This window comes from Pseudomonas sp. J452 (assembly GCF_024666525.1).
GTDB lineage: Bacteria > Pseudomonadota > Gammaproteobacteria > Pseudomonadales > Pseudomonadaceae > Aquipseudomonas.
Map to the genome: position 1 here is coordinate 2,901,236 of NZ_CP088294.1, position 13,707 is coordinate 2,914,942.

Genomic DNA, 13,707 nt, shown 5'->3' on the forward strand with positions numbered 1-13,707 from the left:
GATTTCGGGGGTGTAAGGAAAACCTGCCGATCAACCGGGCAGGGTGGTGGTCACGCTGTCGCAGGTCGGCTTGTTCGCCTGCGGTTCGCGGGTTGTTATGGGGCTATCCACAGCGCGCTGCCGCCAGGGCAGGGTGCATGCCTAGAAGAACAACGAGGAGGCCGGATGAACGCCGTGGCCATGATCGAACAGCACAACCCCATTGGTACCGACGGCTTCGAGTTCGTCGAATACACCGCCCCCACCCCGGAAGGTATCGAGCAGCTGCGTCAGTTGTTCACCGCCATGGGCTTCACCGAAACCGCCAAGCACCGCTCCAAGCAAGTCTGGCTGTTCCAGCAGAACGATATCAACTTCGTCCTCAACGGCAGCCCCACCGGGCATGTGCGCGAGTTCGGCCTCAAGCACGGGCCGAGTGCCTGCGCCATGGCCTTCCGGGTGAAGAACGCGGCCCAGGCCGCCGCCTATGTCGAGGCCCAGGGCGCCACGCTGGTCGGCAGCCACGCCAACTTCGGCGAGCTGAACATCCCCTGCGTCGAAGGCATCGGCGGCTCCCTGCTGTACCTGGTCGACCGCTACGGCGACAAGACCATCTACGACGTCGACTTCGAGTACATCGAAGGCCGCACGCCGCACGACAACGCGGTGGGGCTGCAGACCCTCGACCACCTGACCCACAACGTCAAACGCGGGCAGATGGACGTCTGGTCGGGCTTCTACGAGCGCATCGCCAACTTCCGCGAGATCCGCTACTTCGATATCGAAGGCAAGCTTACCGGCCTGCTGTCGCGCGCCATGACCGCGCCGTGCGGCAAGATCCGCATCCCGATCAACGAGTCGGCCGACGACAAGTCGCAGATCGAGGAATTCATCCGCGAGTACCACGGCGAAGGCATCCAGCACATCGCCCTGAGTAGCGAGGATATCTACGCCACCGTGCGCAAGCTGCGCGCCAACGGCGTGGAATTCCTCAGCACCCCGGACACCTACTACGCCAAGGTCGACACCCGTGTTGCCGGGCATGGCGAGTCGACCGAGGTGCTGCGCGAGCTGAACATCCTGATCGACGGTGCGCCCGGCGACGACGGCATCCTGCTGCAGATCTTCACCCACACGGTGATCGGTCCGATCTTCTTCGAGATCATCCAGCGCAAGGGCAACCAGGGTTTCGGCGAAGGCAATTTCAAGGCGCTGTTCGAGTCCATCGAGGAAGACCAGCTGCGCCGTGGCGTGATCTGAGGATGAGTGCCTTGTTCAGACCCTTGTGGTGCGCACGGCGCACCCTACCTGGAGCTTCGCGATGAGCCGCCAATGGATTAGCTTCCCCCTGCGTGAAGGCGAATGTTCGCGTCAGGCGCACTGCGACTTCCCGCAGGGCACCTACGAGCGCGAGATGGGCCGCGAGGGCTTCTTTGGCCCGGTGACTCACCTGCACCACAAGCATCCGCCGACCGGTTGGGTTGATTGGGAAGGCCCGCTGCGCCCGCACGCCTTCAACTTCAACCAGATCGCCAGCGAGCGCGACTGCCCGCTGCAGGCGCCGCTGACCCTGCACAACGCCGACGTCAAGCTGCGCGTGTGGAAGACCCACGGCGCCATGCGCCACCTGGTGCGCAACAGCGACGGCGACGAGCTGCTGTTCGTGCATGACGGCGCCGGGCATTTCTACTGTGATTTTGGCCACCTGGAATACCGCGACGGCGACTACCTGGTGATCCCGCGCGGCACCGCCTGGCGCATCGAGCCGACGGCACCGAGCCACTTCCTGCTGATCGAGAACACCGACGGCGCCTACCAGCTGCCGGACAAGGGCCTGCTCGGCGCGCAGGCGATCTTCGACCCGGCGGTGCTCGACCATCCGCGCATCGACGCCGCCTTCAAGGCCCAGCAGGACGAAAACCCCTGGCAGATCCACATCAAACGCCGTGACCAGATCAGCACGGTGACCTATCCGTACAACCCGCTGGATGTGGTCGGCTGGCACGGCGACAACACCGTGGTGCGCCTCAACTGGCGCGACATCCGTCCGCTGATGAGCCACCGCTACCACCTGCCGCCGTCGGCGCACACCACCTTCGTCGCCAATGGCTTCGTCGTCTGCACCTTTACCCCGCGGCCGATCGAGTCCGATCCGGGCGCGCTGAAAGTGCCGTTCTTCCACAACAACGACGACTACGACGAGGTGCTGTTCTACCACCGCGGCAACTTCTTCAGCCGCGACAACATCGAGGCCGGGATGGTCACCTTCCACCCCTGCGGCTTCCCCCACGGCCCGCATCCGAAGGCGCTGAAGAAGGCCCAGGAAGACCCGGCGACCTTCGCCGAGGAAGTGGCGGTGATGATCGACACCCGCCGCGCCCTGGAGGTGGCCGAGGCCGCCGCCGGCGTGGACGTCCCCGAATACGTGAACTCCTGGCGTGCGCCGGGGAAATCAGTCTGAACAAACCTGTAGGAGCCAGCTTGCTGGCGATGCTGTTGACCTGCTGATCGCCAGCAAGCTGGCTCCTACATATTGACGGAAACTGCTTATGAAACTCGCATCACTGAATCAAGGCCGCGACGGCTCGCTAGTCGTCGTATCCCGCGACCTGACCCGCGCGGTCAAGGTGCCGCAGATTGCCGCCACCCTGCAGGCCGCCCTGGACGACTGGGCGATCAAACGCCCGCACCTGGAGGCGACCTACCAGCGCCTCAACGATGGTCTGGAGCCGGATGCCTTCTACTTCGACCAGGCCGACTGCCACAGCCCGCTGCCGCGTGCCTATCACTGGGCCGACGGCAGCGCCTACGTCAACCATGTCGAGTTGGTGCGCAAGGCCCGCGGCGCCGAGATGCCGGAATCCTTCTGGCACGACCCACTGATGTACCAGGGCGGCGCCGACAGCTTTATCCCGCCGCACAGCCCGATTCTGATGGCCGACGAAGCCTGGGGCATCGACCTGGAAGCCGAGCTGGCGGTGATCACCGACGACGTGCCGATGGGCGCCAGCGCAGCCGAGGCCGCCGGGCATATCCAGCTGCTGATGCTGGTCAACGACGTGTCGCTGCGCAACCTGATCCCTGGCGAGCTGGCCAAGGGCTTCGGCTTCTATCAGAGCAAGCCGTCGTCGAGCTTCTCTCCAGTGGCGGTGACCCCAGACGAGCTGGGCGACGCCTGGAAAGATGGCAAGGTGCATCGCCCGCTGGTCTCGCACATCAACGGCGCGCTGTTCGGCCAGCCGGATGCCGGCACCGACATGACCTTCAACTTCCCGACCCTGGTCGCCCACGCCGCCAAGACCCGCCCGCTGGGCAGCGGCAGCATCATCGGCTCAGGCACCGTGTCGAATTACGACCGCAGCGCCGGATCAAGCTGCCTGGCGGAGAAACGCATGCTGGAAATCGTCGAGAGCGGCGAGGCGAAGACGCCGTTCCTCAAGTTTGGCGACCGCGTGCGCATCGAGATGTTCGACGCCGCCGGCCACAGCATCTTCGGCGCCATCGACCAGGCGGTGGAGCGCTATGCGCACTGATTGCTCCCGCATGCGTAGGAGCCAGCTTGCTGGCGATCCGGCGCTAGCAAGCATATCGCCAGCAAGCTGGCTGCTACAGGGAGGTTTGGCATGCTGACGCTCTATTCCTACTGGCGCTCCAGCGCCGCCTACCGGGTGCGCATCGCCCTCAACCTGAAAGGCCTGGCCTATCAGCAGGTACCGGTGCACCTGGTCAAGGACGGCGGCCAGCAGCACTCTGCCGACTACCTGGCGCTCAACCCGCAGGGCCTGGTGCCGCTGCTGGTGGACGCCGGTAATAGTGGGGTGCGCATCGGCCAGTCGCTGGCCATCCTCGAATACCTTGACGAGGTGTTCCCGGTGCCGGCGCTGCTGCCAGCCGACCCGGCCCAGCGCGCCCAGGTGCGCGCCCTGGCCCTGCATATCGCCTGCGACATCCATCCGCTAAACAACCTGCGCGTGCTGCAGTACCTGTCCACTGAACTGGGCGCCTCGGACGAGGCGAAGAACGCCTGGTATCGCCATTGGGTCGACAAGGGTCTGGCAGCGGTGGAGCAGGGCCTGGCCGTATTCGATGGGCGCCTGTCACTGGGCGAACGCCCCGGCTACCTGGAAGCCTGCCTGATTCCGCAGCTGTACAACGCGCGGCGCTTCGCCTGCGACCTCAGCGTTTACCCGCGCCTTCTCGCCATGGAGGCGCGCTGCGCAGCCCTGGATGCCTTCAAGAACGCCGCTCCAGAGGTGCAGCCCGACGCGCAGTAGGGTTTCTCCTGGGAGAGGGGGCTGCCCGTGTGGCCAGGCAGCCGTAGCCCGGATGCAATCCGGGAAGCAGGCAGCTCCGCTCCCGAATTGCATCCGGGCTACCACGCGACTATTCCCTTCCTGTTTACCGAGCCTGCTGTCCTTTGCACACGCGGCGGGGGCAACGCGCCAGTCTGATTCCGCGGTGTATACTGCGACCCGCCCAGCATGGCTACAGGTCAGGCGGGCCGCGGCTTATCGCTCAGAAAATCTCTGCTGGATCACGAGTCCGGCGGCTTATTTCGACAGTCAGGTGACCCCATGCCTTGCACTTGCCTTGCCCTCCGTCCGCTGCGGAGCCTTCGCTGATGTCCGAACATCTGCACGCCGGCCCGCTCAAGCGCGGCCTGAAGAATCGCCATATCCAGTTGATCGCCCTCGGTGGCGCCATCGGCACCGGCCTGTTCCTCGGCTCGGCCGGAGTGCTGGAGAGTGCCGGGCCGTCGATGATTTTGGGCTATGCCATCGGCGGCTTTATCGCCTTCCTGATCATGCGCCAGCTCGGCGAGATGATCGTCGAAGAGCCGGTGGCCGGTTCCTTCAGCCACTTCGCCCACAGCTATTGGGGGCCGTTCGCCGGCTTCCTGTCTGGCTGGAACTACTGGGTGCTCTACGTGCTGGTGGGCATGGCCGAGCTCACTGCGGTGGGCAAGTACGTGCAGTACTGGTACCCGGGGATTCCTACCTGGGCCACGGCGGCGGCGTTCTTCGTGCTGATCAACGCGATCAACCTGGTCAACGTCAAAGCCTTCGGCGAGACCGAGTTCTGGTTCGCCATCATCAAGGTGGTGGCGATCATCGGCATGATTCTGCTCGGTTGCTACCTGCTGTTCAGCGGTGCTGGCGGCGAGCAGGCGAGCATCAGCAACCTGTGGAGCCACGGCGGCTTCTTCCCCAATGGCATCTCGGGCCTGGTGATGATGATGGCGATCATCATGTTCAGCTTCGGCGGCCTGGAGCTGGTCGGCATCACCGCCGCCGAAGCGGACCAGCCGAAGACGGTGATCCCCAAGGCGATCAACCAGGTGGTCTACCGCATCCTGATCTTCTACATCGGCGCGCTGACCGTGCTGCTCTCGCTGTACCCCTGGGACAGCCTGGTGCAGACCCTCACTGCCGGCGGCGACGCCTATGGCAGCAGCCCGTTCGTGCAGATCTTCTCGCTGATCGGCAGTGATACCGCCGCGCACATCCTCAATTTCGTGGTGCTCACCGCCGCGCTGTCGGTCTACAACAGCGGCGTGTACTGCAACAGCCGCATGCTCTACGGCCTGGCCGAGCAGGGCGACGCACCCAAGGCGCTGATGAAGGTCAACAGCCGCGGCGTGCCGGTGCTGGCCATCGGTCTGTCGGCGGCGGTGACCCTGCTCTGCGTGGTGGTCAACTACCTGGCGCCGGAGGGCGCGCTGGAGTTGCTGATGTCGCTGGTGGTGGCCTCGCTGGTGATCAACTGGGCGATGATCAGCCTGACCCACATCAAGTTCCGCAAGGCCATGCAGGCCAAGGGTGTGGAGCCAAGCTTCAAGGCCTTCTGGTTCCCGCTGAGCAACTACATCTGCCTGGCCTTCGTGCTGTTCATCCTCGGCGTGATGCTGCTGATTCCGGGGATTCAGGTGTCGGTGTATGCGATGCCGGTGTGGGTGCTGTTCATCTGGGTCTGCTACCGCATCAAGCTGGCGGCGGGTAGCCCGAGTGCCGAGGTCAGCAATCGCTGAAACCCGCAGCCATGAAAAAGCCCGGCTCAGGCCGGGCTTTTTTTATGTGGGCAAAGGAGCTAGCAGTTGTAGCCCGGATGCAATCCGGGAGCGGGGCTGCCTGTTTCCCGGATTGCATCCGGGCTACGACTGTAGGAGCGTGCTCTGCTCACGAACTGGAGAGCGGCGCTTTTTCTTGCGGCACATGCAGCGGCTATGCACTGGGATAATGACTTTCTGGCAACACGGGTAGTCCCCTCTCCCACTTGTGGGAGAGGGGAGAAAGTCAGGCCGGGCTTCTGTGCGTGCGCAGCACCAGACCCTAGGTCTGGAACTGCAGCACCGAGCTCTGCATGCTGCGCGCCACGCGGTCCAGGCTCTGCGCCGCGTCTGCCAGCTCGTGCACGGTGCGGGTGTTGCTCTGTGACATCTGCGCGATATGTTCGACGCGCTGGGCCACTTCGCTGCTGGCCTTGCTCTGTTCGCTGATGGTGTGGGAAATCTCTTCCACCATCTCCGCGGCGCGGTGGGCGCCGCCACGGATCTCGTTGATCGACTCGCCGGCCTGGCGGGCCAGGGCCACGCCATCGTTCACCCGCTCCACGCCGGTCTGCATGCTGCTCACCGCCTGCGCGGTGCTGCTGCGGATACGTTCGATCATGCCGGTGATTTCCTGGGTCGATTGGGCGGTGCGCGCCGCCAGGTTGCGCACTTCGTCGGCGACCACGGCGAAACCGCGGCCGGCCTCGCCAGCGCGCGCCGCCTCGATGGCGGCGTTGAGGGCCAGCAGGTTGGTCTGTTCGGCGATGCTCTTGATCACCTGGATGATCGAGTGGATTTCCTCGGACGACTGGCCCAGGGCGGTGATGGTGCTGGACGATTCGTTGACTGCCTCGGCGATCCGGCTCATGCCGTCGACCACGCCCATGATCACCTGGCCGCCACTGCTGGCCAGCTGTTCCGATTGCGAGGAAATGGCCTGGGCACTGCGGGCGTGGCCGGCAATCTGGTCGATGTTGTGGATCATCTCTTCCATGGCCGCCGCCATGCTGGTGGCGCTGTCCGACTCTTCGCTGGTGCTGCGCACAATGCTCTGCGAGGCCCCGCTGAGGTTCTGCGCGGTGTGCTGCAGTGTCTCGCCCTCGTGGCGGATGCTGTCGATCATCTGCCGCAGGTTGCCCTGCATGTCGGCCAGGGCCTGCTGCAACTGGCCGGCTTCGTCGTTGCTGTCGATATGGATCACGCTGCGCAGATTGCCCTGGGCGATGGCCCTGGCCACCTTGATGGTCTTTTCCAGGGGCCGTAGCACGGCCTTCATCAACTGGGTGGTGAGCAGGCAGAGCAGGCAGCACACCACCAATATGCCGCCGATCAACAGCCAGGCGGCTTGGCGCACGGCGGCTTCACTGTCGCTGCGGGTCTGCGCGGAGTGGTCTTCGATCAGCCCACTGAGAGCTTCGTTCTTCTCTTCCAACACGCCAAAGCTCTGGTCGAACGCAGCCATTTCGTTGCGTGCGGCCTGTGGGTCGGCCAGCGCCAGGGCGACGATGCGCTCGGCCTGGGCGATGTAGTCGGTGAGTGCCGGCTGCGATTCGGCAATCGCCTGGCGGATGTTCTCGCTCAGCGGCAGCTTGGCGTTGTCTGCTAGGGTGCGCTGGAACCACTGGCTGTGTTCGCGCAGGTCCGTACGCACCTGCTCGGCCGCCGCACTGTCGCCGGGCTCGATATAGAAGGCGGCGAGCACGTCGGCGCGCAGGGCGTCGTGCATCATGTCGCCTTCCAGGTGGTTGCGCAGGGCGCTGACGCTCAGCTCGTTCTCGGCCAGCGAGGCGGCCAGCTGGGTCTGCCCCCAGAAGCCGATGCCGCCGAGCAGGGCGGCGGCAATCACGCTGATGGCGCCACAGGCGATCATTTTCTGGCGGATGTTCATGCTGGCGCTCTCCGGTGTCGGCTTTCCGTCAAGCCTAGTCCAGAACAAGAGCGCCTGAGCTCAGGGTTTTCCTTGCAGGGCGTTGGCCCAGCTCAGTAGTTGTACGGGCTCGCGGTCGTTCCAGATGCGTTGCCAGAGCACCAGCAGGTGTTCGGGCTGGCCACGCGAAAAGGGCAGGCGCTCGACATTGGCCAGTGGCTGCCAGCGTCCGTCACGGCGCTCGGCGAAGATGAAGCGGAACGGGTGAAAACCGGTCATGCCCAGGCGCAGGTCGGTGACGATCAGCTGCTCACCGATCTGGTCGTAGCGCAGCACATCGTGGGTGAACCAGGCCAGGCGTGCGTGCTGGGGCGAATGCTGCAGCGGCTTGGCCAGGGCCGTGCCACGGGGAATGCGTTCCAGTTGTGGCGGTTTATCGTCGAGCCAGCCGACCAGGGCCTCGTGGTAGTCCGCACCGTCGATCACGATGACCCGCCAGAGCAGGCTGTTGAACGGTGTCGGCGTGCTGAACACTTGCTCGGCCTGGATGCCGCGCTGGGCCAGGACCTGTTCGACCTGCTGCTCGGCCATCCACTTGCCGGCCACGGTAAAGGCCAGGTACAGGCTGGACAGACCCAGTGCAGAGATGGCCAGCCATTGCGGCCGCTCGCGCAGGCCACGCAGCAGGCCGGCGATCACCGCTACCAGCAAGGGTAGGGTGTAGAGCGGATCGATGATGAACACCGAGGACCAGGCCACCGGCGGAAGGGGCATGGGCCAGAGCAGCTGGGTGCCGTAGCTGGTGAAGGCATCCAGCAAGGGATGGGTGATCAGCGCCAGCCAGACGGTGAAGAATAGTCGTCGTGTCGAATAACCGGGGTTGGGCTGCAGGCGCCGGGCGACCAGGGTAATCAGCAGGGCCAGGGCGCTGAGCACCAGCAGCGAATGGCTGAAGCCGCGGTGATAGGTCATGTCGGCTACGGCGTCGCCGTAGTCGATCAGCACATCGAGATCCGGCAGCGTGCCGAGTATGGCGCCGTACAACAGCGCGCGGCGGCCTTGCCAGCGGCCGAGCAACGCGCCCTGGATACTGGCGCCGAGTACCGCCTGGGTGAGCGAATCCATGCTGTTACCCCCTGGAAAAATCAGATGCTTAACTTACCGCCGAGTTGGCTTCCTGGCAGTGCAGAAATTCCGACTAAAAGTTTCAGCGGCCTGTCGATTTTCCCGGCAGCGGTTCGACTACTAGCTAGAACCGCGGCACAACCCGGTTCCTTTAATGACCAACAAGGAGAATGAACGATGCGATTCATGGTGATAGTCAAGGCAACTGCGGACTCGGAAGCCGGTGTGATGCCCAGCGAGGAGTTACTGGCGGCCATGGGCCAATACAACGAGGAGCTGGTGGCGGCTGGTGTGATGAAGGCCGGCGAGGGCCTGCACCCGAGCAGTCGCGGTGTGCGGGTGAAGTTCTCCGGCAGCCAGCGCAGTGTGGTCGATGGCCCGTTCGCCGAGACCAAGGAGCTGATCGCCGGCTTCTGGCTGTGGGAAGTGGCCTCGTTGGCCGAGTGCATCGATTGGGCCAAGCGCTGTCCCAACCCGATGCCGGGCGATTCGGAAATCGAGATTCGGCAGATCTTCGAGGCCGAGGACTTCGGCGCCGAGTTCACGCCCGAGTTGCGTGAACAGGAAGAGCGTCTTCGGGTGCAGATGGGCAAGGGTTGAGGAGCGCGCGATGAACATGCATGCCTACCTGATTTTCGACGGCCAGTGCGCCGAGGCCTTCCGCTTCTATGCCGAGGTCATCGGCGGCGAGCTGCAGGTGATGCCTTTCGGCGATAGCCCGGAGTGCGGCGAGATCCCACCCGAGCACCGCGACCGCACCCTGCACGCCTGCCTCAATTGCGACGGCCAGCTGTTGATGGGATCCGACACCATGCCGGGCCAACCCTACGAGGGCATCAAGGGCTGCCACATGTCCCTGCAGGCGGACGACATGGCACAGGCCGAGCGCCTGTTCCAGGCCTTGTCCGCCGGCGGCCAGGTGCAGATGCCGCTGCAGCGCACCTTCTGGGCCGAGGGCTTCGCCATGCTCACTGATCGTTTCGGTGTGCCCTGGATGGTCAACTGCTCCGGTGATTGTCAGCTCTGAGCCCAGGTGCGCACGGCGCACCCTACGCCGAGCCGCCCAAGCCGGGATCAGCCGCGTAGGGTGGATAACGCTCTGCTTATCCACCCGCGTGCTGCTGGATCGGCTCAACAGCGTGAGGGGCGCCGGGTTATCCTGAGCGCCCCTCAGCTTTCCGGCCCCACCCCATGCTGGTGATTTCCAACAGCGTCCACCTGCCCGACGATGAAGTCGAGCTGACCGCCATCCGTGCCCAGGGCGCCGGCGGGCAGAACGTCAACAAGGTGTCCAGCGCCGTGCATTTGCGCTTCGACAGCCAGGCTTCGTCGTTGCCGCCGTTCTACAAGGAGCGTTTGCTGGAGCTGCGCGACAGCCGCATCACCGCCGAAGGCGTGGTGATCATCAAGGCCCAGCAGTACCGCACCCAGGAGCAGAACCGCGCCGACGCCCTGGAGCGCCTGGCCGAGCTGATCCGCAGCGCCGGCAAGACCGAGAAGGCGCGTCGTCCGACCAAACCCACCCTGGGCTCGAAGAAGCGCCGCCTGGAGGGCAAGAGCAAGCGCGGAGCGATCAAGGCCGGGCGCGGCAAGGTGGATTTCTAGACGGCGTGCAACGGCCCTGGTGTATAAACAGTCCCAGCCAACGACAGGGACCGTGATATGCCTATGCCAGCAGCCGCACAGCAAGCCCGCCAGCACCTAGCCGCCGCCCAGGAGAAGATCGAGCGCCTGCGCAACCTAGACCCCTATCTGATCGATCTGTCCCTGCGTGAGAACCCGGTGGGTGCGCGGATTGGCCAGACCCTGGCGGACAAGCTGGCGATCCTGCCCAAGCTGCGCGAGTTCGGTTTCCGCAACATCCACCTCGGCACCCTCGATTATTCCTACCCGGACGAACTGGAAGTCGACGACGACTTCATGATGTATCTGCGCGACCAGCAGATCGACATGACCGGCTGCTTCGCCTTCACCGCCATGGGCCTGGTGGATGCCGGCGGCACCTTCGTGCCCGATCCGTCGCAGCTCAAACTGCGCGACTACCGGGTGCCCAACACCCTGCACGAAATCTACCTGAGCAAGGAGGGTATGGCCGGCCAGTACGACCTGGCCACCGTGCTGCGCAGCCTGCCGGCCAGCATCCAGTGGCTGCAGGAGAACATTCGCGGCGATCACGGCGGCGCACCGCGCATCCTGATCAACATCGTCGATGGCTGCGACGCCTTTGCCGAGAACCCGGACGGCGTGTTCGAGGTGCTGGCCATGCTCGCCGAGCAACCGATCGAGGGCGTCAGCATCGAGGACGACCGTGGCACCTACCTGCCGTTGCAGGTCGGCGCCTTCATCGCTGCCGCGCGCAGCTTCCTGCCGCCACCGCTGAAGATCGTGGTGCACATGCACGCCGGCGGCGGCTTCGAGAACGCCTCGCTGATTGAGGCCCTGCTCAACGGCGCGGACGGTGCCTGGGGCGGCCTGCCCAAGCGCGCGGCGATCATCGGCCACGCTTCGCTGGGTGAGCTGATCGCCAACCTGGTGCGGGTCGGCAACCCGCATATGCAGCAGTACCAGCTGGATCGCCTGCTGCCGCTGGCCACCAACCTGCAGGAACTGGACGACGAGGCGCAGGTGCCGGACGACCTGCCGATTCTTGGCCACAACGCCTACCGCCTGCCGCTGAGTTTCTTCCGGCAGATTCCCGGGCGCTTTATGGATCTGCCGCCGGAGGCCATTGGTGGCACCTATCGCTACCGCATCTGCCCACTGGTCAGCGACACCGCGGTGATTGCCGGTCGTCTGCAAGAGGTCTGTGGCCGGCCGGCGGGGGATTTCCCCCAGGCTGTGTTGGAGCAGATGATCTTCATCATGCGTCGTGACCTGCGCGCCGGCGAACGGATCGCCTACGATCAGCCGGAAAATCTGATGCAGCTGTACGCACGCGCTGTGCGCGCGTGCGAGACTTTAGCTCCGCAAGCCGAGGCCTGAGACCGTGGAAACCGACAGCGCCGTCTACAAGACCCTGCTCGAGTCGACCAAGGCAATTCCCTGGAAGATCGACTGGAAGAGCATGACCTTCGCCTACATCGGCCCGCAGATCGAACCGCTGCTGGGCTGGACGCAGCAGAGCTGGATCAGCGCGAACGACTGGGCCGAGCGCATCCACGAGGAAGACCGCGAGCGCGTGGTGAACTTCTGCATCGCCCAGTCCCAGTGCGGCATCGACCATGAGGCCGACTACCGGGCGCTGACCAAGGACGGCGACTATGTGTGGATCCGCGATGTGGTGCACGTGATGCGTGACGCCAACGGCGAGACCGAGGCACTGGTCGGCTTCATGTTCGACATCAGCGAGCGCAAGAAGACCGAGGAACAGCTGCTGGCCCTGCAACGGCAGCTGGAGGAGTACTCCTACAAGGACGGCCTGACCGGTATCAACAACCGACGCATGTTCGACTCGATCCTCGACATCGAATGGGGCAACGCCCAGCGTACCCGCCGGCCGCTGTCGCTGATCCTGCTGGATATCGACTTCTTCAAGCAGTTCAACGACCACTACGGGCATATCCGCGGCGACGACTGCCTCAAGCGCATCGGCCAGGCGCTGCAGGGCGCGGCGGTGCGCCCGCGTGATTGCGTGGCGCGCTACGGTGGCGAGGAGTTCGTGCTGGTGCTGCCGGAGACCGACGGCGAGTCGGCGCAGAAGATCGCCGAGCGCTGCCGCAAGCTGGTGCGCAAGGAGCAGATCAGCCACGAACAGTCCAACGTGGCACAGCTGGTGACCGTCAGCCTGGGCGTCGGCACCATCATCCCAGAGGCGCATGACACGCCGCTGGCCTTTATCGAGGCGGTGGATCGTCTGCTCTACCAGGCCAAGCAGCAGGGCCGCGACCGCCTGCAATATGGCCACTGTGGTGGTGGCGAAGCGGACGCCTGCCAGGCCTGAAAGTCTCGCGAGCTAGAGCCGGGGCGTCCGTAGCCCGGATGCAATCCGGGAGATCAGGCGACACCTCTATGACGAAGCCCTAGCGCACCTGCCCGTTCTGCGCCACCTGGGCGCGTAGCGCGCGGGCGACTTCGATTTGCAGCTTGTAGGCGGGGGCTTCGATGGCGTCGTGGTCGCGGGTGTAGCGGCGGGCGAATTCGCGCACGCCCCACTGCTGGTACTGCTGCACATGCAACAGCTCGTGGGCCCATAGCGCGACATTGTCCTGCGCGTCTGCGGCGTTACGGAAAACGATGATGTCGATCAGCGTCACCGCCTGCACATCGGGGTTCTGCAGCATGGTATTGGCGGCGCCCAGGGTTTCGCCGTCACCCACCTTGTAGCGCGCCGCGTCGAGTACGCCGATGTCGTAGTAGGGCTCCAGTTGGGCGCGGATATGCAGCGGAATCGGTTGGGTGCCGCTGGCGGCCGCCGTCTCGCGTGACTGCAGCAGCCACTGCTCCAGGCCCGAGGCGGCCATCTGGCTGACGTCTTCGTAGAGCACCTCGATGTCTGCCTGGCTGATCGGTGCACAGAAGCACACCACCGCGCAGACCTGCTGCTGCCCGCTTGGGCAGGCCAGCACCGAGGCGGCCAGGCCGAGCCCGCCAAGCAGGGCGACCAGGCGAAAAATGCGACGTGAAAATACAGCAGGCAAGGCAGTCTCCCGTAACCATGATGTGCGGCCCGTGCCGCCTGGACGGTGCC

13 protein-coding genes and 1 pseudogene are annotated in these 13,707 nt (G+C 64.8%); 10 read left to right on the forward strand and 4 right to left on the reverse strand.

Features of this window, described 5'->3' with window-relative positions:
• Positions 1 to 165: 165 nt before the first annotated feature.
• From hppD to LRS11_RS13115, 5 genes are all read left to right on the forward strand, one after another.
• A complete protein-coding gene (hppD, locus tag LRS11_RS13095) occupies positions 166 to 1,239 on the forward strand; it encodes a 4-hydroxyphenylpyruvate dioxygenase (RefSeq protein WP_260493421.1) in 1,074 nt (357 codons plus the stop codon).
• 61 nt (positions 1,240 to 1,300) lie between these two features.
• Positions 1,301 to 2,440, forward strand: a complete 1,140-nt coding sequence (locus tag LRS11_RS13100; protein ID WP_260493422.1) for a homogentisate 1,2-dioxygenase — start codon at positions 1,301 to 1,303, stop codon at positions 2,438 to 2,440.
• An 88-nt stretch (positions 2,441 to 2,528) separates the two neighbouring features.
• Positions 2,529 to 3,512, forward strand: a complete 984-nt coding sequence (locus tag LRS11_RS13105; protein ID WP_260493423.1) for a fumarylacetoacetate hydrolase family protein — start codon at positions 2,529 to 2,531, stop codon at positions 3,510 to 3,512.
• A 90-nt stretch (positions 3,513 to 3,602) separates the two neighbouring features.
• Positions 3,603 to 4,253 carry a maleylacetoacetate isomerase gene (maiA, locus tag LRS11_RS13110; protein WP_260493424.1) on the forward strand — a complete coding sequence of 217 codons (651 nt, stop codon included), beginning with the start codon at positions 3,603 to 3,605 and terminating at the stop codon, positions 4,251 to 4,253.
• Between the two features lie 344 nt (positions 4,254 to 4,597).
• Positions 4,598 to 6,007 carry an amino acid permease gene (locus LRS11_RS13115; protein WP_260496915.1) on the forward strand — a complete coding sequence of 470 codons (1,410 nt, stop codon included), beginning with the start codon at positions 4,598 to 4,600 and terminating at the stop codon, positions 6,005 to 6,007.
• 301 nt (positions 6,008 to 6,308) lie between these two features.
• Here the strand turns inward: LRS11_RS13115 and LRS11_RS22510 are convergent, their stop codons facing one another.
• The 3 genes and pseudogenes from LRS11_RS22510 to LRS11_RS13125 all read right to left on the reverse strand — a co-directional run bounded on the left by LRS11_RS22510 (position 6,309) and on the right by LRS11_RS13125 (position 9,020).
• Positions 6,309 to 7,172, reverse strand: coding sequence for a methyl-accepting chemotaxis protein (locus LRS11_RS22510; protein ID WP_409519815.1), 864 nt, complete (start codon positions 7,170 to 7,172; stop codon positions 6,309 to 6,311).
• Positions 7,164 to 7,916: pseudogene (locus tag LRS11_RS22515) on the reverse strand (HAMP domain-containing protein); the annotation flags it as partial. The pseudogene LRS11_RS22515 and the gene LRS11_RS22510, both read right to left, overlap by 9 nt.
• Positions 7,917 to 7,976: 60 nt before the next feature.
• Positions 7,977 to 9,020 (reverse strand): metal-dependent hydrolase, encoded by a 1,044-nt coding sequence (locus tag LRS11_RS13125; RefSeq protein WP_260493426.1) that lies wholly within the window; start codon positions 9,018 to 9,020, stop codon positions 7,977 to 7,979.
• A gap of 177 nt (positions 9,021 to 9,197) precedes the next feature.
• Here LRS11_RS13125 and LRS11_RS13130 point away from each other — a divergent pair, with 177 nt between their 5' ends.
• From LRS11_RS13130 to LRS11_RS13150, 5 genes are all read left to right on the forward strand, one after another.
• Complete coding sequence (locus LRS11_RS13130) at positions 9,198 to 9,620, forward strand: YciI family protein (RefSeq protein ID WP_260493427.1); 423 nt, start codon at positions 9,198 to 9,200, stop codon at positions 9,618 to 9,620.
• Positions 9,621 to 9,630: 10 nt separating this feature from the next.
• A complete protein-coding gene (locus LRS11_RS13135; protein WP_260493428.1) occupies positions 9,631 to 10,047 on the forward strand; it encodes a VOC family protein in 417 nt (138 codons plus the stop codon).
• Positions 10,048 to 10,211: 164 nt separating this feature from the next.
• Entirely contained in the window at positions 10,212 to 10,625 is a 414-nt protein-coding gene (arfB, locus tag LRS11_RS13140) for an alternative ribosome rescue aminoacyl-tRNA hydrolase ArfB (RefSeq protein ID WP_260493429.1), read from the forward strand.
• Positions 10,626 to 10,682: 57 nt separating this feature from the next.
• On the forward strand, positions 10,683 to 12,002 hold the full coding sequence (locus LRS11_RS13145; RefSeq protein ID WP_260493430.1) for a hypothetical protein: 1,320 nt from the start codon (positions 10,683 to 10,685) through the stop codon (positions 12,000 to 12,002).
• A gap of 4 nt (positions 12,003 to 12,006) precedes the next feature.
• On the forward strand, positions 12,007 to 12,960 hold the full coding sequence (locus tag LRS11_RS13150; RefSeq protein ID WP_260493431.1) for a diguanylate cyclase: 954 nt from the start codon (positions 12,007 to 12,009) through the stop codon (positions 12,958 to 12,960).
• 79 nt (positions 12,961 to 13,039) lie between these two features.
• Here LRS11_RS13150 and LRS11_RS13155 read toward each other — a convergent pair whose 3' ends face one another.
• Positions 13,040 to 13,657, reverse strand: a complete 618-nt coding sequence (locus LRS11_RS13155) for a DUF4157 domain-containing protein (RefSeq protein WP_260493432.1) — start codon at positions 13,655 to 13,657, stop codon at positions 13,040 to 13,042.
• Positions 13,658 to 13,707 lie beyond the last annotated feature (50 nt).